This window comes from Paenibacillus harenae DSM 16969 (assembly GCF_000422465.1).
GTDB classification, from domain to species: domain Bacteria; phylum Bacillota; class Bacilli; order Paenibacillales; family Paenibacillaceae; genus Pristimantibacillus; species Pristimantibacillus harenae.
Window position 1 is genome coordinate 490,729 of record NZ_KE383842.1, and the last position, 20,227, is coordinate 510,955.

Genomic DNA, 20,227 nt, shown 5'->3' on the forward strand with positions numbered 1-20,227 from the left:
CAAAACATCATTCGGAGGTATTCTCATGGTACAAAGTTTATGGGATAAGGCAAAAGCATCGGAGCTGGAAGGCGGTCTGGCTGAGCTGGTCTACCGCTCCAACATTATCGGAGCAGACCGCCGCGTCTGCAATTACGGCGGAGGCAATACGTCGAGCAAAACGATCGTGAAGGACTTCCGCGGCCGCGACATCGAAGTGATGTATGTGAAAGGCAGCGGTTCCGACCTTGCGACGATGAAAGCGGGCAATTTTACGGGACTTCGCATGGATGATATCCGTCCGCTGTTCGAACGCTCCGAAATGCCGGACGAGGAAATGGTTTCTTACCTCGCGAACTGCATGATTGACGCCAAGCATCCGCGCGCTTCCATCGAGACGCTGCTGCATGCGTTCCTTCCGTTCAAGCACGTGGATCACACGCACCCGGATTCGATCATCAGCCTCTGCTGCGCGGACAACGGCAAGGCGCTGGCGAAGGAAATTTTCGGCGACCGTTTCGTCTGGGTACCTTACGTGCGTCCCGGCTTCAATCTCTCCAAAATGATTGCGGAAGGCGTTCTCGCCAACCCGAATGCAGAGCTTGTGCTTATGGAGAAGCACGGCCTTGTTACTTGGGGCGAGACTTCCGAGCAGTGCTACGCGCAAACGATCAAAATCATTTCCGAAGCGGAATCGTTCATCGAAGCGCGTTTCGACGAAGCAAGCCTTTTCGGCGGCGTGAAGCATGAGGTGCTGCCGGAAGGCGTTCGCCGAAGCGTAGCTGCGCAAGTGATGCCGACGATTCGCGGGGCGGTAAGCGATACGAAGAAAATGATTTTGTCCTTCGATGACGAAGCGGACGTTCTGGCATTTGTCAGCGGTCAACTTTCGCCGCAACTGTCCCAAGTCGGCGCAGCTTGCCCGGACCATCTCGTTCACACGAAGGTCGTGCCGCTGTTTATCGACTGGACGCCGAATGCGGAGGATGTCGAAGGCTTGAAAGCGAAGCTGGCGGAAGGAATCGCTTCCTATAAAGAGCAGTATAAAGCTTATTTTGACCGCAACAAGAACGAAGGCGACGTCATGTTCGAAGCCGCTCCGCGCGTTATTCTCATTCCGGGCATCGGCATGATCAATACGGGCAAGAGCTGGGCAATGTCGCAGGTGAGCGGAGCGCTCTACCACCGGGCGATTGCGGTTATGCGCGGCGCGACGGCGCTGGGCGATTTCGTATCACTGAGCGAGAACGAATCGTACAACGTGGAGTACTGGCCGCTTGAGCTTTACAAGCTGTCGCTGGCACCGGCGGAAGCCGAATTTTCGCGCAAGATTGCTTTCATCACCGGCGGCGCAGGCGGTATCGGGAGCGAAACGGCGCGCCGGCTCGTATCGGAAGGCGCGCATGTCGTACTGGCGGACCTTAATCTCGAAGGCGCTCAGAAGGTTGCGGCTGAGATTAACGAGAAATATGGCGAGAACCGGGCTGCAGCGGTTAAGATGGACGTAACCTCCGAGGAGCAGGTTATGGCGGCATACGCCGAGACTTCGCTTGCTTACGGCGGCGTTGACATTATCGTCAACAATGCGGGACTTGCGACTTCGAGCCCGTTTGACGAGACCTCGCTGAAGGAATGGAACCTGAACATGAACGTGCTCGGCACGGGTTACTTCCTGGTTGCCCGCGAAGCGTTTAAATTAATGAAGCAGCAGAACATCGGCGGGAACATGGTATTCATCGGCTCGAAAAACTCCGTCTATGCGGGTAAAAACGCGTCGGCGTACAGCGCAGCCAAAGCGCTTGAGGCGCATCTGGCACGCTGCATCGCGGCTGAAGGCGGCGAGTTCGGCATTCGCGTGAATACGATTTTGCCGGACGCGATTCTGCAAGGGTCGGCGATTTGGAACGGAAGCTGGCGCAACGAGCGCGCAGCCGCATACGGCATCGAGCCGGATCAATTGGAAGAGTACTACCGCAAGCGGACGACGCTGCTCGTTAATATCTATCCGCGCGATATTGCCGAAGGCATTGCGTTCTTCGCATCGTCGAAAGCGGACAAAACGACGGGCTGCATGCTGACGATCGACGGCGGCGTGCCGGCTGCGTTTACGCGTTAAGAAAAAGGAGAGCTGACGGATGTATCAAGCGCGAGGCGAGAAACATTGGTTTATACCTGACGGTTTTATTCCCCCGGACAGCACGGGCGCGCTCACCAGCCACGAATCGGTCTGCGTGCTGAATTGCTCGTCGGAAGAAGCACTTATCCGTTTTACGATTTATTTTGAAGACCGGGAACCGATGGATGATATTCTCCTTGTCGTTCAGGGCCGCCGCACGAAACATATTCGCACCAGCTCTTTGACGAAGGACGGAGCGTCGATTCCAATCGGCGTTCCTTACGCCATCGAGGTGCTTAGCGATATTCCGATCATTGTGCAATACAGCAGGCTGGATTCGACGCAGGCGGAGAACACGCTGATGTCGACAATGGCCTATCCGATAAAATAAATCATTCCCAGTTGAAAGAAAGGGTGTTCGATATGTCCGACCGCGCTTACGCGTTATTCGAAGAGCAGCAGAAGGCTAGAGGCATTAATTTGGACGAAGTGAAAGCAAATTTGAAAGCGCTAAAAATCGAAACTCCATCCTGGGGCTACGGCGATTCCGGCACCCGGTTCAAAGTATTCCAGAAGGAAGGCGTTCCGCGCAATCCGTTTGAGAAATTCGAGGATGCCGCGCAGGTGCACGGCCTGACCGGTCTTGCGCCGTCCGTTGCGATCCATATTCCATGGGACAAAGTAGACGACTATAGCAAGCTGAGAAGCCATGCGGAAAGCCTTGGCCTCTCCATCGGCGCGGTGAACCCGAATCTGTTCCAGGATGAGGACTACATGCTCGGCAGCGTGACGAACGCGAACGCCGCAATCCGCCGCAAAGCGGCGGACCACCTGCTGGAATGCGTCGACATCGCGAAGGAAACGGGCTCCCGCGATCTTAGCTTATGGTTTGCCGACGGCACGAACTACCCGGGCCAAGGCGATATCCGCAAGCGTAAAGGCTGGATGCACGAGGCATTATCCGAAATGTACAAAGCGATGACGCCGGATATGCGGATGCTGATCGAATACAAATGCTTCGAGCCTGCGTTCTATCATACCGATCTGGCCGATTGGGGCATGGCGTTTAATATGGCGCAGAAGCTTGGCCCGCAAGCGGAGGTGCTCGTCGATACCGGACATCACCTGCCGGGCGCGAACATCGAGCATATCGTCGCTTATTTGCTTGATGAGAAAAGGCTGGGCGGCTTCCACTTCAACAGCCGCAAATATGCGGACGACGATCTGATCGTCGGGTCGGTTAATCCATACGAGCTGTTCCTTATTTTTTATCAAATCTTGAATGCGGCAGGCGATGCGGACCCGGGTGTTCGTCAAAATGTCTCTAACATCGCGTACATGATCGACCAATCGCATAACATCGAACAAAAAATTCCTGCCATGCTGCGTTCCGTGCTTAACGTGCAGACGCAATTCGCGAAAGCGCTGCTGATCAATCACGCGGAAGTAAGCGCGGCGGCTGAGAGCAATGACGTTCTTGGCGCGGAAGATGCCGTCCGACGCGCATTCGAGTTCGACGTGACTCCGCTTCTTCATGCGATTCGCGAGGAGCAGGGCTTGCCGCTGGATCCGATGAAGGCTTATTTGAACAGCAGCTACGGCAAGGACATCCTGGCGAGAGGCAAGGGCGGTGCCAGCTGGTGACCATCCTCGCTTACGATTTGGGGGCGAGCAGCGGCCGGGCGCTGCTCGGCCGGTTGAATAACGGGAAAATCGAGGTCGAGGAGCTGCACCGGTTCCCGAATGATCCCGTACAGGCCGGCGAACGGCTGCACTGGGATATATTGCGGCTGCTGCATGAGCTTAAGCAAGCGCTTCTGAAGGTGAAGCACCGCAATATAAAGCTCAGCAGCATCGCCATCGACTCCTGGGCCGTCGATTTCGGTCTGATTGGCGGCAACGGGGAATTGCTCGGCAATCCGTACCATTACCGTGACCGCCATACGGACGGTGTGATGGAAGAGGTTGTGAAGGAGCTGTCGGCATCCGCCATATTCGGCAAAACGGGCATTCAGTTTCTGCCGTTTAACACGATATACCAGCTTGCGGCATTGAAGCGGGCCGACTCGCCTTTGCTCCGGGAAGCGAAGCATTTTCTGATGATTCCGGATTTGCTGCGATACTTCCTGACCGGGGAAATGTTCAATGAGTTCTCCAATGCGACGACGACGCAGCTGTATAATCCGGTAACGGAGGCATGGGACGAGGAGCTTATTCGCGCCATCGGCATATCGCCGGATCTCTTCTGCACGGTAGTGCGGCCCGGCGCGAAGGTTGGGCGGCTGCGCCAGTTTCTGTGCGAGGAGCTTGATATTGAACCGATTGACGTGTATGCCGCTGCGGAGCACGATACCGGCTCGGCGGTTGCCGCGGTTCCGGCTCTGGAGCGTTCGTTCGCCTACCTCAGCTGCGGCACTTGGTCGCTGATGGGGACGGAGGTGGACGAGCCGGTTATTAACGAGACCGCTAAGGAGCTGAATTTTACGAATGAGGGCGGCGTTTGCGGCACGTATCGTTTGCTCAAAAATATAATGGGCCTATGGATCCTGCTGGAGTGCAGGCGTGCGTGGGAGCGGGCAGGAATTTCGTACAGCTTCCCCGAATTAGTTAAGCTTGCCGGCGGCGCGAAGCCGTTTGCGGCCTTCATCGACCCGGACGATCCGGTTTTTCTTCACCCGGGCGATATGCCGGCCCGGATAAGCGAGTACTGCTCGGCAACGGGACAACAGGCGCCGGAGGAAGCAGGGGCCGTCGTCCGCTGCATTTTGGAAAGCTTGGCGTTCAAATACCGCTATGTGCTGGAGCTGACGGAACAGCTGTCCGGCCAGTCGTTCAGCGGGCTTCATATGGTTGGAGGCGGCATTCAGAATACGCTGCTGTGCCAATGGACCGCGAACGCCATCGGCAAGCCGGTATGGGCGGGGCCGGTGGAGGGAAGCGCGATCGGGAACATGGCCGTGCAGTGGATCGCAAGCGGTGAGCTTGCGGACATATGGGAAGCGCGCAAGGTCATTCGCGAGTCGTTCCCGATCGAGAGTTACGAACCGGAGCAGGATGAGGAATGGGAGAAGGCTTACCTTGCTTTTAAAGCGCAAGTCGGAATCTCCTAGATAGAGACAGGAATCGATGCGAATATAAATTAATGGTAAGGATGAGGTACGCCATGCTGGTTGCGGAACGATATGACAAAATTGTACAGCTAGTCAATGAGAGAGGCAGTATTAGGGTAACGGAGCTGAGCGAGCTTTGCCAGGTGACCGAGGAAACGATTCGGCGCGATTTGGACCGCTTGGAGCAAGCCGGACGATTACGCCGATCCCATGGCGGTGCGGTTAGCGTCAAGGATCAGCAGCCGGAAATCCCTTATTTCGAGCGCGAGGTGACGAGGGCGGACGAGAAGAAGCGGATCGCTGAGGCGGCGGTCAGGCTGATTCAGCCGCAGGACCGCATTCTGCTCGATGCCAGTTCGACGGCCTGGTATATGGCGGCCAGCATGCCGGATATCCCGCTTACGGTGCTGACAAATTCGATTAAAGTCGCGATGGAGCTCAGCGGCAAGGAAAGAATCGAGGTGATCTCGACCGGCGGTATCCTCGCCGCACGTTCTTTGTCCTATGTCGGCCCGCTTGCGGAACGTTCCCTTGACGCCTATCACGTGGATAAAGCCTTCTTCTCTTGCAAAGGCGTACACATGGAGCGCGGCGTCAGCGAGTCGAACGAGCTGCAGGCGCGCATTAAGCAAAAAATGGTCGGCATGGCCGAACAGGTTATCCTGCTGGCCGACTCGAGCAAGTTCGGCGTTCAAGCGTTTACGCATGTCGCGGATATGAGCGAAATCGACGCCGTCATTACGGACACGCACTTGTCCGGTGAGCTGCTGGCGCAGCTTAAGGAGAAGCAAATCACCGTTACGACGGTGTAGCCCAAGTTCATTCGTTAGGGTTGTACGGGAGGCGGGAATGAGGTGCAGAAATGCACCCGAAGCAGCGGCAGCTGCTTTATTTCATTCTAGGAGCATATAAGTTTCACGTATAGGCTGGTTAGAATTCGCTGCGGTTCCGATTTTTCGATGAGCATGCTTCTTGAGCAGCTTCCGAAAATACGGGATAAAATTTGGCTATGGTCGCCATAGGACGGTAAAAGCCGTTTACGTTTACTCAACATGTCTGACAACCTGATAGAATTCAGCAATCGAGAACAAAGGGGTGCCGGGAATGAAAGTCTCATTATTTATTACTTGCTTGAGCGATGCGCTGTACCCGCGCGTCGGCGAAGCGATGGTGCGGCTGCTGGCCAAGTACGGCGTGTCGCTGCAGTTTCCGACGGTGCAAACCTGCTGCGGGCAGCCTGCTTTTAACAGCGGTTATTGGAAGGAAGCGAGAGATACGGCAAGGACGATACTGGATGCTTTCGAAGACAGCGATTTTGTCATTTCGCCTTCCGGCTCCTGCACGGGCATGATTCATCATTATCCGAAGCTGTTCGAGGACGATCCGGTTATGCTGGAGCGGGCGAACCTTCTGCAAAGCAAAGCTTATGAATTTACTCAGTTTCTCGTACAGGTGCTTGGCGTGACGGATGTAGGCGCGCATTTTCCCCATAAGGTTACCTATCATCCATCCTGTCACGGGAGCCGGATTCTGGGCGTGAAGGACGAACCGATAGCGCTGATGGAAAACGTAAAAGGGCTTGAACTCGTTCCGCTTCCGTTCGCGGAGGACTGCTGCGGCTTCGGCGGCACTTTTGCGGTGAAGATGGCCGATATATCCGGCGCCATGGTGACGGAGAAGGCGGATCATGTGCTGGAGACGGAAGCGGAGGTGCTGGTCGGGCTCGATATGGCCTGCCTGCTCAACATTGCCGGCAACCTGCGCTACCGGAATGAACCGGTTCGCGTCATGCATTTGGCAGAACTGTTATATGAAGGGGTGAAATAGGATGGCTGCTGGATCGAAGACGGAATCGTCGGTAAAAGCGAGAGCCGAGCTTGCCCTTAACGATGAATTTCTACGCAAAGCGGTACGCTTCACGACGGAACGGCTGCGGGGCGGGAAGAAAAAGGCATCCGAGGAGCACGGCAATTGGGAGGAATGGCGGGAGCGCGGCAAGCAAATCCGTCTCCATACGATCGCGCATCTCGATTATTATTTGAACTTATTCGTTGATAATGCCCGATCCAACGGCGTTCATGTGCATTTTGCGAATACGGGCGAGGAGGCGGTTAAGCTCTCGCTTGATATCGCTCAGCATGCATCGGCGAAATCAGTCGTCAAATCGAAGTCGATGGTTTCGGAGGAGCTGCATTTGAATCATGCGCTCGAATCGATCGGCATAGAAGCGGTGGAGACCGATCTCGGCGAATATATCATTCAGCTGGCCGGCGAGATGCCGTCCCATATCGTCATTCCCGCCATTCACAAGAACCGCTACCAAATCGCCGACCTGCTGTCGAAGGAAGCGGGTTATACGCTGCCGCCGGATACGACGGCGCTTGCCGGGTTCGTGCGCAAGAAGCTTCGGGAGAAGTTTCTTGAAGCCGAGATCGGGATGACCGGCTGTAACTTTGCGATTGCGGAGACCGGCTCGATAGTGCTATTTGAGAACGAAGGAAATGCCCGTATGGTCACAACGGTTCCGAAAACGCAAATCACCCTTATGGGGATGGAGCGCATTATTCCGTCTTGGGAGGATCTTGAGGTTATGGCGACGCTGCTTCCGCGCTCGGCTACCGGCCAGAAACTGACGATGTACATGTCCGGCATTACGGGACCGCGCCGCGAGAAGGATGGAGACGGCCCGGATGAGATGCATATTATAATCGTCGACAACGGTCGTTCGCTGCAGCTTGGAGACCCTGAATTCCAGGAGCTGCTCAACTGTATCCGCTGCGGCGCCTGTTTAAACGCATGCCCGGTCTACCGTCATATCGGCGGCCATGCGTACGGCAGCACGTACAGCGGACCGATCGGAGCGGTATTGACGCCGTCGCTTAACAAAAACATCGCCGAATGGGATGATATCGCCAATGCCTCCAGCTTATGCGGCGCTTGCTATGAGGCTTGTCCGGTCAAAATCCCGCTGCATGACATGCTCGTCTATCTGCGCAGGCGGAAGGTCGAGAGCGGCAACGGCAATAAGCTGGAATCGCTTGGCATGCAGGGCTTCGCGACCGTAATGGGCAATTCCTCGCGGCTTGGCGGCGTTCTTCGCCTTGGCAAGCTCGGACAGAAGCTGGTTGTCCGCAGCGGCGTAATCAAGACGAAGCTGGGACCGCTGAAGGGCTGGAATACTTACCGCGTCACGCCGAGCCTGCCGAAGGAATCCTTCCGGGACCGCTGGAATACGCTTGATCAGGAGCTGAAGCAGGAGCTGAGGCAGATGGACCCTGCGATGCAACGCCGGATGGAGGAGCTGGTGAAGAAGCGGGAGCAGGAGCGGAAGGATGGCAAAGGGGGGAACGGGCATCATGGCTGACACGCATAAAGAGTGGTTGGAGAGGCTGGAGGCGGAGTCCCGCAAGAAGCAGGAGCTGTTCATGAACGATATCGCCGCCAAACTGAGACATCCGAGGATGACGGAGAAGCCGCAGCATCCGTTCCGCGGCTCGCCGGATTTCTGGAAGGCGTTCGAATGGTCCGTCGAAGAACGGATCGAAGCGTTTACGGATAATTTTCTGTCTGTAGGCGGACATGTGGCCAGGCTGGAAACGATGGAAGAAGCGAAACGGTTTATGGTAGAGAAGGCCGAAGAAATGAGCGCGAAATATGTCATCCGTCAAAATCAGCCCGAGCTTGCGGATCTTGATCTGGAAGGCGCTCTTCCGGAATCGCAAGTATCGGTATGGAACACCGACCCCGGGCAGTACTGGAGGGCCCGCGCGGCGGAAGCGGATTTCGGCATCGTTATCGCCGATCATGCCGTCGCTTATACAGGCTCGGTAACGGTGCTGTCCGCGGAGCACAAGGGACGCTCCGTGAGTCTGCTGCCGACTGTGCTTATCATTATCATCCCGGTTGATCGGCTAAAGACGCGTCTGGGCGAGGTGCTTTCCGCGTTCGACGAGGCGGGACGCGAGAATTTGCCCGCCGGCATTCATTTTATATCGGGACCGAGCCGTTCATCCGATATTGAGAATGATCTGACGATTGGCGTACATGGCCCGGGCATCGTCTATGCTCTGCTTGTCGGGTAACGGAAGTGATCCATACCGCCCAGGAGGTGAACCGGCATGCCGCCGCTGGACATTGAGAAGCTGTCAAAGCGTAACCACTATGAAGAAATAACCGAGCAGGTTAAGCGTTTGATCGTGGAGGGCAAGCTCAAGGCAGGCGATAAGCTGCCTTCCACGAAGCAGCTGTCGGAGCAATTCGGCGTCGGCCGCTCGACCACGCGCGAGGCGCTTAGCGCGCTTAAAGCGATGGGGCTGATCGAAATCCGCCAAGGCGGCGGCTGCCGAGTCATCGGCAGCGCCCCGGCCGGGGTGGAGCTCCCGGAGCTGCGATCGCTCCGCTTGAACCGCAGTACGGTGCTGGAGCTGCTGGAGGCGAGGGAGTCGCTGGAGGTATCGAATGCCGCAATTGCTGCCTTAAAGCGGTCAGCTGAAGATTTGGCAGAGCTGCGCGGCATCGTTGACGAGATGAAGCGCTTCGCCGGGGATGAAACGGAAGGGGAGAGACTTGACCTTCTTTTCCATTTGACACTTGCCAAAGCGACGCATAATTCGATCATGGTCCGGCTATTCGAGTCGATCATGGGGCATATCGAAACGGCCATTCACGATATAAGAAGGGTCGAGCTGTATGCAAGCGAGGCCGTTGCGGAGCGGCTGTACAAGGAGCATTCCGCGATTTTCGATGCGATTGGCTTACAGGACGCAGAACTGGCCTCCGAGCGGATGAGACGGCATTTGCAGCATATCGGGAGCATCGTGATGAAGCATTTGGGGCGATAGGCGCTAGGGCGGCCAACTAGAGGCAACAAAAATGAATAACTGAAGAGGTGATGATCGTGAGCGAATTTACGTCGGGACATCTTATGCTTTCAGCTCACCGGGAGACCATCTCCAGACATATACGGAATGAAGTAATTACTATCCCGTTAAACCATAAATGGGCCGCTTTCTTTACGCCGAATGATCAATACCTGGAATACGAGGACGCTCCTTCTTTTATTTATGAGCTCTCCAAGGATGCTCCGGTTTTATATTTTTGTAACTTTGGCGATCATTTTTGGGGATATCGGATCTTCTCGGCAGGGCGTGAAGAAGCTTACCTGCGTTTTACATACGAACTGGAGGAAGAAGCGCTCGTAGAGTTTTACAAGGCTAAGTATCCGACACGCGATATCCTTGCATTATACGGTGAAGCTTATGATGAAGTTCATGCAGCTTTTCTTGAGCAAGGCGGTCTTAAGCATGCCAAGCAGGTGTTGTTTCAAGAAAGTCATGTCGAAGCTTTCAGACTCTTCGAAGTTCCGGAGGAACAAATCGCGAAGCTTCGCGGCATGCTAACCGCAAATAACGATTCAACCGGCGATCAAAAATTCGACTTGGTCGATCAATTCAAAGCATGCATCGGCATGGAGGAAATGTCGTACCTTCGTTACGATCAGCTCTTAGAACAAGATTCGGAGCCCGAGGGCGATATCATTGACGCATATGTCTTCCGAAGCGGACGCTCCAAATAGATTTTGTTGTACCGCAAAAAAGCCCGGTTCTCGGCAGTCATGACTAACTGCGTAAGTCCGGGCTTTTCCTTATTTGAGCGTTGTCAAATATTTTTTAATAAACTCCCGCGCTTTATCGGGATTCTTGCTGTCGACGCGGATGCCGACAATCATGTTCTCCTTGTAGAGAGGGACATCGTCCGCGAGGGCGGTATTGGTGAGATCGATGCCGTACACATGCTCTTCGGTGTCTTCGTCCGTCTTCAGCTTCATGGCGACGCCTTCCTTCAGCAGCGGCTTGAAATCGCCTTCAACGTCGCTGTCCAGGTTCATGAGTACGCCTTGTACCCCGACCCATTGAAAAATATTACGGTCCATAATATAAACGTCCGGGTGCTCCGTCGCCAGAATAAGGACGGCCTTCTGCATATAAGCGTATTGATTCGCCTCATCCGCAGGGACGAAGGTCACCATCGAGGCGAACCGTTTCCATTCGGGAAACGCTGTCAAAAGTGCTTTCTCGATTGGCTCATCCTTGGGAGCGTCCTCCATCAGCATATAATTGCCCATGAAAGAAACGTTCAGATCGACGGGCGGCAGGTTCGCGAGCCGCTCCTGCTCGGCACGGTAATCCATAAAGCTGATAATGCCGTAAATAATAAGTGCAACCGCGGCAATGGCGCCAAGCGTATGGAATTTATAATAGCGCCAGAAATGGTCCATCTTCTGCGCTTGCCCCGCCATTTTCTTGTACTTGCCGTATTCCTGTTCATTGAAGGCGTCGGTCAGCTTGCGGTCCTCGTATTCCAGGATAAGACGGTAGGCTTTCGTTATTTTCGCAAAAGATTCCTCAGCATCCTGTCCCTGCTCCTTCGACCTGGAGCGGGCTTGTCGCATGAGCGTCGTATAACGCTTCTCCACATCGTCTTTCGCCGCAAATTCCGGCAGACCCATCAACTCGTAGGCCTGTTTCAATTCGTCCACTCGTGTCACCTCGATTAGTAAGTAGGTCCTCTATGATTCCTATCTATAAGTATACGGAATTCCGCAGTTAACGCAAACTTTGTCGCTTCCGGACGGGCGAGGGCGGAAGTTACTTTAGGCGCTGCCACATTTTACGATATACAAGCGGCGTATGCCGGGCCCGGTCCTTGAACAGCGAGATAAAGTGGCTGACATTCTCGATGCCGACGCCGGCTGCGATTTCAGCTACCGGCATATCGGAATATTTAAGCAGCTCCTTCGCATGCGTGATGCGCGTATGAATCAAATATTCATTCGGCGAGAAGCCGGTGTACCGTTTGAACTGCTTCGCCAAATGGTATTTGTTGACGGCCAAGCAGCGGGCCAGCTGCGTTAGCGTCAGCTTCTCGGCATAGCGCTCCTCCATCAGCAGGGCGGCTTCGCCGATAAAGCTCGGCATTTCGGAGGCAGGCAGCTGAAGCTCCCACGCGGCGAGCACGATCTCGGTGAGCAGCTCGACAATCAGCTTGGAGCCCACCAGCTCCGTACGGTAGCTCCTGTGCTTATGCTGCTCCAGCAGTTGGCGCAACAAACCGGGAACGGCCGTATCCTGCGGCAAAGTCAGAACGACATCGGCGCTTGCCGCGAACTGCTCATAATAGGCGCGGACAGCCGCGCCGTTCAAATGAACCCACAGCAGCTCCCAAGGCTCATCCTGCTCCGCCGAGTAATATTGATAATTCATGCAATCGATAAAAAACAGCTGCTGCGGCAAAAGCGAATACGTCTTTTCCCCATAAGTAAGCCTCCCTCTTCCGGCAAGCGTAAAGACGATGAGGAAGGAATCAAGCTGCTCGCGCTCCGTGAAATAACGGTCCAGCGTTTCGAAATGCCCGATTTCCTGCACGTAAAATAGCGACGTCTTCGCAAATGCCGAAGGGGTCGCGGCAAGTCTGACGGAGCTGTCCGTCCATGCATGAGACGCACGTTCCCGGTAAGCGCACATAGCGATAGGATCACCTCTCAAGATTATGTTATTTTTGACCAAGATAGTTGGATGTTATTTAACATGTAAGCCATTACAATCAGGGTATAAATCTATTATTTCATAATCAGATGAGGTGGTAAAGATGATCATGCAGCCGATTAAACCGGCTAAACGCCCGCGCATCGGGCTATATTCCGTCGGACTCCGCGCCTATTGGGCGCAATTTCCCGGCTTGCGCGAGCGGATAACCGAATATGGGCAATTTATTGAAAGGCGCATGTCCGCTTGGGGGGACGTCTTTCATTACGGCTTGGTCGATTCGGAGGAAGAAGGACGCATAGCCGGGGAGTGGATGAATGAGCGGAATGTAGATTTGGTATTCTGCCATGCCGCGACCTATTCGACAAGCTCGACGGTGCTGCCTCTGCATCAGATCAATAAAGCGCCGGTTGTGTTCTTGAATCTTCAGCCGGCAGAGCGAATTCATTACGAGCGGACGACGACGGGGGAATGGCTCGCGCACTGCGGAGCATGTCCGGTACCGGAATTCGCGAACGCCTTCAACCGCGCAGCCATTCCTTTCCGTGTCGTAAACGGGCTGCTCGGGCTTGATTATACGCCGGAGATCTCCATGGCAAATGAAACGACCCATGAGCGGAAGGAAGCGATCCGGGCATGGCGCGAGATCGGGGAGTGGATACGGGCGGCTGCCGTTCCTCGCACGCTCCGGCACAGCCGGTTCGGCTTCCTCGGCAATACGTACGGCGGCATGCTGGATATGTACAGCGATTTCACGATGATCCAGGCGCAGATTGGCCTTCACGTCGAGGTGCTGGAAATGTGCGATCTGGACCGGCTTCTCCGGGACGTAACGCCGCGGGAGGCGAAGGAGAAGCTTGAACAGATAAATGAAATGTTCCAAATCAGCGGCAATTCGCCTTCCGACCCGATCGCGCGCAAGCCGTCCGAGGAGCAGTTGGAGTGGTCATGCAGAGTGGCCGCCGCGCAGGAGAAGCTTGTCCGGGAGTACAATCTCGATGCGCTCGCGTACTATTATCACGGGGCGCCGGGCGGCGGGTACGAGAAGCTGCAGGGAGGTTTTATCGTCGGCCATTCGCTGCTGACGGCGCGAGGCATCCCTTGCTCCGGCGAAGGAGACTTGAAGACGGCAATCGCGATGAAGATTTGCGACATCCTCGGTACGGGAGGAAGCTTCTCTGAAATCGTCGTCGTCGATTATGCGGACGAAACGATATTGCTTGGCCATGACGGGCCGTTCCATATCGCGATCGCGGACGGGAAGCCGGTACTGCGAGGTATGGGACTTTACCATGGAAAGCAGGGTACCGGCGTATCGGTCGAGGCGAAGGTACGGACTGGAGCGATTACGACGCTCAACGTGACGCAGACGGGAGACGGCAGGCTGAAGCTGATTTCCAGCGAAGGCGAGTCGACGAACGGACCGATTATGCGCATCGGAAATACGCAGACGCCGGTTAAGTTTCGCTGCCATCCCGACGATTATATGTCGGCCTGGTTCGCGGAAGCGCCTACGCATCATTGCGCGTTATCGGTGGGGCATAACGCCTCGCTTTTCGCCAAAGTCGGCGAGCTGATGAAGGTGAGGCATGTCGCATTGTAAGAAGCCTTAAGGACGGACATCGGAAATTTCAACAAAATGCCCGGCTTATTGGCTTCCTATCCGGATAAGGTCTGCTATTCTAACAATAAGATCATGACGGATAGGATGGTGTATGTATGACGGTTACTTACAAATTTGATTTTGGCATCGGGCCTGCGCCGGATTCTCCCTATATTCAAGTGCTGCCGGATACGCTGTATAACGAAACGGCCGGTTACGGCTTCGAGGGAAACAAGCGGATCAGCTCGCGGTTTCGCGAGGAAGCGGACAGGCTGAGGAGCGCATTCTGCATTCCGCTGGACGCTGTGTTTAAGGCGGATCTTCCGAACGGCTGCTACACGGTAACGGCGACAATCGGAGATGCGATCGCGCCAACCTCGACGACGCTGAAATACGGACCGGGGCGCATCGCCGTTTATAAAGCGGTCACTTCGGCAGGCCAATACGCGGTTCACAGCTTCACGGCCAAAGTGACGGACGGGCAGCTGCGGCTTGCCTTCTCCGGCGCCGCCCCGCGCATCAATGCCCTTGAAATCGCAGCCGCCAAGCAGGCGACAACGATCTATCTCGCGGGCGACTCGACCGTCACGGACCAGGAAACCTTCCCCTACGCGGGTTGGGGGCAAATGCTGCCGTTATATTTAAAAGCAGATGTAGCGGTCGACAATCATGCGAAGTCGGGAAGAAGCTCGCGCAGCTTTATCGATGAGGGCAGGCTGGCGGCGATTTTGGAGCAGATCAAGCCAAACGACTATTTATGGATCCAGTTCGGGCATAACGACCAGAAGCCGGATAAGGAACGGGCGACGGAGCCCTTCGGCAGCTATAAGGAAAAGCTGGCCGTTTACGTGGAAGAAGCCCGTGCGCGAGGCGCGATACCGGTGCTGGTTACACCGGTGCACCGCCGTAAGTTCGACGGCGGCGGCCGGATTATCGACACGCACGGCGATTATTTGCTTGGCATGAAGCAGCTTGCGGCAGAGCTGGACGTGCCGCTCATCGATCTGGCAGCGAAGAGCAAGGCGCTCTACGAACAGCTTGGCGACGAGCCGTCGAAGGCGCTTTTCATGTGGGCTTATCCGGGCGAGTTCATTCATTTTCCGGAAGGCGCGCAGGACGATACCCATTTCCAGGAGCTTGGCGCCATTCAAATCGCCGGATTAGTTGCAGAGGGTGTGCGAGAGCTGGCGTTGTCGCCGCTTCATCTGTATTTGAGGGGATTATAATGCGTAAATAAGCTATTCCTTAACATGCAGCCGGATTAACAGGACTGCCAAAGATTAGAGTAGATATCGTTTAAACGGAAATTCTATCTATAAAGATACACCTATACGTTCAATTGCCCTCATTAGCCGAAAATCCTCCCGTTATTTTCTTTGCCAACGGCTCATTTGAACAAAAGGAGCTGAAATAACGGGAGAAATTCCCTGCAAATGTACGATTTCTCTTATCCTTCGCACATTAGAAGGAGAAATTCCGGCTAGTTTAAGTGAAAACTCTAACCCTGTAGCGGTTTATACACTCCAATAAGGTTATGCGAATAAAACGGCATTCTTCGAAATAAGCCATATACGCTCTGCACTTGCTATAAATCATCGCCGGGGGTAGTCTGTTGGAAGGACATTTATTACATTGAAGTAAGTGAGGGGTAAGCTTGTTTGATCCAACGGTATTTGAGAACTTGAAGGTAGCGATCGAGAATCAGCTGTATGACCTTGACAATTTGGACAGGAAAGTGGATATTACGAACCGGAAGGATCTGTTGGATATGGCCGTGATGTCGCGGGAGTTTGCGCTGCAATTCACGCTTGCGGCACACAAGGCCGTAACGGCGGAGCTCCGGCTGGGAGCGTCATTGAAGGAGCTTGCCGCGGAAATACTTGAGCAGGAGGGAGCCGTTCCTGCATGCACGCTGCGGTTGTGCTTCTATATGAGGGTGGAGCGTCCGGAGGAGAAGTGCGGGCACATCGACCGGCTTGTGCAGCAGATTTGGAAGCCTGAGAAGGCGCCCAAGCAAACAATCAGCTATGTTTTCGGGGAGGAACCCGTGGTATACTCGAACCGGATCGGGCTGGATTTCAGCCGGAAAATTAATGAGGAGCAGATGCACGACATTCCGGAGCTAATCGATCATATGCTTCTAACCTTAACGGAGCTGAATGCATTCGCCGCCAACTCGCAGCGGGACAGTTAATCTCCGTCAACCGGTTTGCCCGAACAGGACCGGAAGCCAGGAAGCCGTATAGCAGACGGAAGGAATTTTAAGACAGTTCCATACGAGCTGTTCCCATTTGGGTAAAGCTGTGCTATAGTACTTGAGAATAAACAACTGAAGAAGAAATTCCGGAGCCTCGCTTGTATTTATTCGACAGGGCATCCGGGAGAGGTTCGCGAACTCCCTCTATAAAAAACTATGCAGAACGATGGCCGCTTCGGGCGGCATCGTCGTTTTTTGCGTTCGGCGCGAGGCGGGTTCACCGCTTCGCGCCGTTTCTTTGGTTTTTTAACGAAGATGAAGGATTTCGGGCGATCTCTTTCTTCTCATCCAAGAGAGGGAGATGCAGCGTGAAACAAGAAAAAGCAGTCGTCGTATTCAGCGGCGGTCAAGATAGCACAACTTGCCTGTTCTGGGCAATGAAGCGATTCGCGGAGGTAGAGGCCGTAACCTTCAACTATGGACAGCGGCATAAGCAGGAGCTGGAATGCGCGGCGGCGATCGCCAAAGAGCTGAACATCAGGCATCATATTCTCGATATGTCGCTGCTTAACCAGCTGGCCCCGAACGCGCTTACCCGGGACGACATCGCCATTGAGCAAAAGGAAGGACAGCTGCCAACGACATTCGTCGACGGAAGGAATCTGCTGTTCCTCACGTTCGCCGCGGTGCTTGCCAAGCAAATCGGCGCGAAGCATATCGTTACCGGCGTGTGCGAGACGGATTTCAGCGGGTATCCCGACTGCAGGGACGTGTTCGTGAAATCGCTGAACGTCACGCTAAATTTATCGATGGATTATCCGTTTGTGATCGATACGCCGCTCATGTGGCTGAACAAAGCGGAAACCTGGGAGCTTGCCGACCGGCTCGGCGCGTTCGATTTTGTAAGGGAGCGGACGTTAACCTGTTATAACGGAGTGATGGCGGACGGCTGCGGTCAATGTCCGGCATGCCTGCTTCGTCAGAAAGGGCTCGACGAATATTTGGCGGTTCGCCGGCAGGGGGAAATCAGCTAATGCTTCAGCAAATTTATCCGCAGGCGAGTCATCCCTATTCCTATGAGTTGAATAAAGATTTTCAGTTCGCGGCGGCTCATTATGTTCCGGCAGAGGAAGCGGGCAAATGCCGCCGCCTTCACGGGCATACGTATTACGCCAACGTTACGGTTGCGGGCGATGAGCTGGACGATACCGGGTTTCTCGTGAACTTTGCCGTCATTAAGCGGCTTATTCACGACCGGTTCGATCATTCGGTATTGAATGACGATCAGGAAAGCTTCAGCGGCACGCTGCCTGACCGCTTCCCGACGACGGAGGTCGTCGCGCGCACGATATACGAAATCGTGCAGCGCTATTTGGACGGTACGGCTAACAGGCCCGAGTGCGTACAGGTTTTCCTGCGCGAGACGCCGACCAGCTATTGCTTATATAGACCGAAACGAAAGGCGGGGTCCGATGTCAACCGGTAATAAACGCATACCCGTCATGGAAATATTCGGACCGACCGTGCAGGGCGAAGGGATGGTTATCGGCCGTAAAACGATGTTCGTCCGCACGGCCGGCTGCGACTACAGCTGCTCGTGGTGCGATTCCGCCTTTACCTGGGACGGAAGCGCCAAGGAAGAAATCCGAATGCAGACTGCGCAGGAGATTGTGGCGCAATTGTCCGCAATCGGACAACAGACCTTCGACCACGTCACGCTCTCCGGCGGCAATCCGGCGCTTCTGCCTCAGCTCGGAGAACTCATAGCGCTGCTGCATGAGCAGGGCGTTCAGGTTGCGCTGGAGACGCAGGGCAGCCGCTGGCAGGATTGGTTCCGGGAGATCGACGAGCTGACGCTTTCGCCTAAGCCGCCAAGCTCCGGCATGAAAACCGATTGGGCTATTCTTGATGAGATTATTGCTAAGCTGAACGAACGAGCAAGAAGCTTCAGCCTGAAGACGGTCGTGTTCGACGAAGCCGATCTTGACTATGCGGCTTCCGTTCATTCGCGTTATCCGGACGTGCCGTTCTACTTGCAAGCGGGCAACGGCAATTTGCTGGAATCGGAGCCGGGCCAACTGCTGCCCTATTTAGTGGAGCGGTATGAATGGCTGATCGGGAAGGTTATGAACCGTACAGACCTGAAGCGGGTGCATGTGCTGCCGCAGCTTCACACATGGGTCTGGGGGAATAAGAAGGGCGTATAATGCATACGCGCCACATTCAAAAGGAAGGGCGGTCTCTAGCATGGGAGGACGAAGCAAAGAAGAGCTGAACGGCGTTACGCTGCTCGGCAATCAAGGCACGCAATATTTATTTAACTATTCGCCGGAAATCTTAGAGGTTTTCGATAACAAACATCCGAACCGGGATTATTTCGTCAAATTTAATTGTCCGGAATTTACGAGTCTCTGTCCGATGACGGGCCAGCCGGATTTTGCAACGATCTACATCTCTTATATTCCTGGCCGCAAGATGGTCGAAAGCAAGTCGCTCAAGCTGTACTTGTTCAGCTTTCGAAATCACGGCGATTTTCACGAGGATTGCATGAACATTATTATGAACGATCTTATCGCGATTATGGATCCCAAATACATCGAGGTATGGGGCAAGTTCACGCCGCGCGGCGGCATTTCGATCGACCCTTACTGCAACTACGGGCAGCCCGGCACCAAATACGAAGCGATGGCGGAGCACCGTCTCATGAATCATGACCTGTATCCGGAGAAAGTCGATAACCGGTAGAAGAATGGAGAACACGAATTTTACTCAAAGCTCATAGATTTGGATGTGGATAAAAGCCCCGATTCGTGCGTTCTCGCGTGAGTTGAATAGAGCGGAGGCGGCGAGCGATGGACAATAAAGAACGATTTTCGAACCGGGTCGATACGTATGCGAAATACCGTCCGAGTTATCCGAAGGAAGCGATCGATTATTTGTACGACACGGCCGGCTTGCGGCAAGAGTCCGAGATTGCGGATATCGGCGCAGGAACCGGCATTTTCTCGAAGCTGCTGCTCGAGAGGGGAAGCAGGGTGATCGCGGTTGAACCGAATGACGCCATGCGGGAAGAGGCGGAGAAGCAGCTCGGAGGAGAACCGGGATTTCGCGCTCTAACGGGCGCTGCGGAAGCTACGGGCTTGCCGGACCGTTCCGTTGACTTTATTGTTTGCGCGCAGGCGTTCCATTGGTTTGACCGATCAGCGGCGCAAGCCGAGTTTAGCCGTATTTTAAAGGAGAACGGGAAAGCCGTATTGGTATGGAATTCGCGATTGACTCACGGTACTCCTTTTCTGGAAGAGTATGACCGGATGCTTCGCACGTTCGGCACCGATTACGCCAAAGTCAATCATAAAAACATCACGAAAGAGATATTATATCCGTTTTTTAAAAAGGATAAGCTGTGTGAAGCGCGGTTCGCCTACCGGCAAATTTGCGGTCTGGAGGAACTTAGCGGCCGAATGCTCTCGTCATCCTACACGCCGTTAATGGGACATCCGGACTATGAACCGATGATGGAGGAGCTGCGCGGCGTATTCAACCGGAATCAAGAGAACGGCAACGTTTCATTGGAATATGAAACCGAGTTGTACTGGGGAGAAGTAGACACTGCAGGCTAGAATGTATCTCGGACAGCAATGTCCGGTATAAGTGAGTAGAAGCCTTCATTCGTGCCGA

General features: G+C 54.5%; 20 protein-coding genes and 1 riboswitch. Of the genes, 18 read left to right on the forward strand and 2 right to left on the reverse strand.

Annotation, left to right across the window (positions count from 1 at the left end):
• The first annotated feature begins 25 nt into the window (after positions 1 to 25).
• The 10 genes from H581_RS0112300 (at position 26) to H581_RS0112345 (ending at position 10,780) form a co-directional block, all read left to right on the forward strand.
• Entirely contained in the window at positions 26 to 2,095 is a 2,070-nt protein-coding gene (locus H581_RS0112300; protein ID WP_028610244.1) for a bifunctional rhamnulose-1-phosphate aldolase/short-chain dehydrogenase, read from the forward strand.
• Positions 2,096 to 2,114: 19 nt separating this feature from the next.
• Positions 2,115 to 2,486 (forward strand): sensory rhodopsin transducer, encoded by a 372-nt coding sequence (locus H581_RS0112305; protein WP_028610245.1) that lies wholly within the window; start codon positions 2,115 to 2,117, stop codon positions 2,484 to 2,486.
• Positions 2,487 to 2,518: 32 nt separating this feature from the next.
• Positions 2,519 to 3,739: an L-rhamnose isomerase gene (gene rhaI / locus H581_RS0112310; RefSeq protein ID WP_028610246.1), complete on the forward strand. Its 1,221-nt coding sequence runs from the start codon at positions 2,519 to 2,521 to the stop codon at positions 3,737 to 3,739.
• Positions 3,736 to 5,205, forward strand: coding sequence for a rhamnulokinase (locus tag H581_RS0112315; RefSeq protein ID WP_028610247.1), 1,470 nt, complete (start codon positions 3,736 to 3,738; stop codon positions 5,203 to 5,205). The genes rhaI and H581_RS0112315 overlap by 4 nt, the downstream gene beginning before the upstream one ends.
• A gap of 53 nt (positions 5,206 to 5,258) precedes the next feature.
• Positions 5,259 to 6,017: a DeoR/GlpR family DNA-binding transcription regulator gene (locus tag H581_RS0112320; protein WP_028610248.1), complete on the forward strand. Its 759-nt coding sequence runs from the start codon at positions 5,259 to 5,261 to the stop codon at positions 6,015 to 6,017.
• A 292-nt stretch (positions 6,018 to 6,309) separates the two neighbouring features.
• Positions 6,310 to 7,032, forward strand: a complete 723-nt coding sequence (locus tag H581_RS0112325; RefSeq protein WP_028610249.1) for a (Fe-S)-binding protein — start codon at positions 6,310 to 6,312, stop codon at positions 7,030 to 7,032.
• Position 7,033: 1 nt separating this feature from the next.
• The gene (locus H581_RS0112330; RefSeq protein WP_028610250.1) at positions 7,034 to 8,569 is read left to right on the forward strand and encodes a LutB/LldF family L-lactate oxidation iron-sulfur protein; all 1,536 of its coding nucleotides are present in this window, start codon (positions 7,034 to 7,036) and stop codon (positions 8,567 to 8,569) included.
• On the forward strand, positions 8,562 to 9,287 hold the full coding sequence (locus tag H581_RS0112335; RefSeq protein ID WP_028610251.1) for a LutC/YkgG family protein: 726 nt from the start codon (positions 8,562 to 8,564) through the stop codon (positions 9,285 to 9,287). Before H581_RS0112330 ends, H581_RS0112335 begins: the two co-directional genes overlap by 8 nt.
• A gap of 36 nt (positions 9,288 to 9,323) precedes the next feature.
• The gene (locus H581_RS0112340; RefSeq protein WP_342663404.1) at positions 9,324 to 10,046 is read left to right on the forward strand and encodes a FadR/GntR family transcriptional regulator; all 723 of its coding nucleotides are present in this window, start codon (positions 9,324 to 9,326) and stop codon (positions 10,044 to 10,046) included.
• A gap of 56 nt (positions 10,047 to 10,102) precedes the next feature.
• The gene (locus tag H581_RS0112345; protein ID WP_156889574.1) at positions 10,103 to 10,780 is read left to right on the forward strand and encodes a hypothetical protein; all 678 of its coding nucleotides are present in this window, start codon (positions 10,103 to 10,105) and stop codon (positions 10,778 to 10,780) included.
• A gap of 69 nt (positions 10,781 to 10,849) precedes the next feature.
• Here the strand turns inward: H581_RS0112345 and H581_RS0112350 are convergent, their stop codons facing one another.
• Both H581_RS0112350 and H581_RS0112355 read right to left on the reverse strand, forming a co-directional pair.
• A complete protein-coding gene (locus H581_RS0112350; RefSeq protein ID WP_028610254.1) occupies positions 10,850 to 11,743 on the reverse strand; it encodes a hypothetical protein in 894 nt (297 codons plus the stop codon).
• A gap of 109 nt (positions 11,744 to 11,852) precedes the next feature.
• A complete protein-coding gene (locus H581_RS0112355; RefSeq protein WP_028610255.1) occupies positions 11,853 to 12,728 on the reverse strand; it encodes an AraC family transcriptional regulator in 876 nt (291 codons plus the stop codon).
• 130 nt (positions 12,729 to 12,858) lie between these two features.
• On the opposite strand from H581_RS0112355, the gene H581_RS0112360 reads away from it, so the two are divergent.
• From H581_RS0112360 to H581_RS0112395, 8 genes are all read left to right on the forward strand, one after another.
• On the forward strand, positions 12,859 to 14,352 hold the full coding sequence (locus tag H581_RS0112360) for an L-fucose/L-arabinose isomerase family protein (RefSeq protein ID WP_028610256.1): 1,494 nt from the start codon (positions 12,859 to 12,861) through the stop codon (positions 14,350 to 14,352).
• A gap of 116 nt (positions 14,353 to 14,468) precedes the next feature.
• On the forward strand, positions 14,469 to 15,578 hold the full coding sequence (locus tag H581_RS0112365) for a rhamnogalacturonan acetylesterase (protein ID WP_028610257.1): 1,110 nt from the start codon (positions 14,469 to 14,471) through the stop codon (positions 15,576 to 15,578).
• 428 nt (positions 15,579 to 16,006) lie between these two features.
• Positions 16,007 to 16,546, forward strand: coding sequence for a hypothetical protein (locus H581_RS0112370; RefSeq protein ID WP_028610258.1), 540 nt, complete (start codon positions 16,007 to 16,009; stop codon positions 16,544 to 16,546).
• Positions 16,547 to 16,729: 183 nt separating this feature from the next.
• A riboswitch (PreQ1 riboswitch) is annotated at positions 16,730 to 16,773 on the forward strand.
• A 144-nt stretch (positions 16,774 to 16,917) separates the two neighbouring features.
• Complete coding sequence (gene queC, locus H581_RS0112375; RefSeq protein ID WP_028610259.1) at positions 16,918 to 17,583, forward strand: 7-cyano-7-deazaguanine synthase QueC; 666 nt, start codon at positions 16,918 to 16,920, stop codon at positions 17,581 to 17,583.
• Positions 17,583 to 18,035 (forward strand): 6-carboxytetrahydropterin synthase QueD, encoded by a 453-nt coding sequence (gene queD / locus H581_RS0112380; RefSeq protein ID WP_028610260.1) that lies wholly within the window; start codon positions 17,583 to 17,585, stop codon positions 18,033 to 18,035. Before queC ends, queD begins: the two co-directional genes overlap by 1 nt.
• Entirely contained in the window at positions 18,022 to 18,756 is a 735-nt protein-coding gene (queE, locus tag H581_RS0112385) for a 7-carboxy-7-deazaguanine synthase QueE (protein WP_028610261.1), read from the forward strand. Before queD ends, queE begins: the two co-directional genes overlap by 14 nt.
• A 40-nt stretch (positions 18,757 to 18,796) precedes the next feature.
• Entirely contained in the window at positions 18,797 to 19,294 is a 498-nt protein-coding gene (queF, locus tag H581_RS0112390) for a preQ(1) synthase (protein ID WP_028610262.1), read from the forward strand.
• A 107-nt stretch (positions 19,295 to 19,401) separates the two neighbouring features.
• Positions 19,402 to 20,169 carry a class I SAM-dependent methyltransferase gene (locus H581_RS0112395; RefSeq protein ID WP_028610263.1) on the forward strand — a complete coding sequence of 256 codons (768 nt, stop codon included), beginning with the start codon at positions 19,402 to 19,404 and terminating at the stop codon, positions 20,167 to 20,169.
• The last annotated feature ends 58 nt before the right edge of the window (positions 20,170 to 20,227 follow it).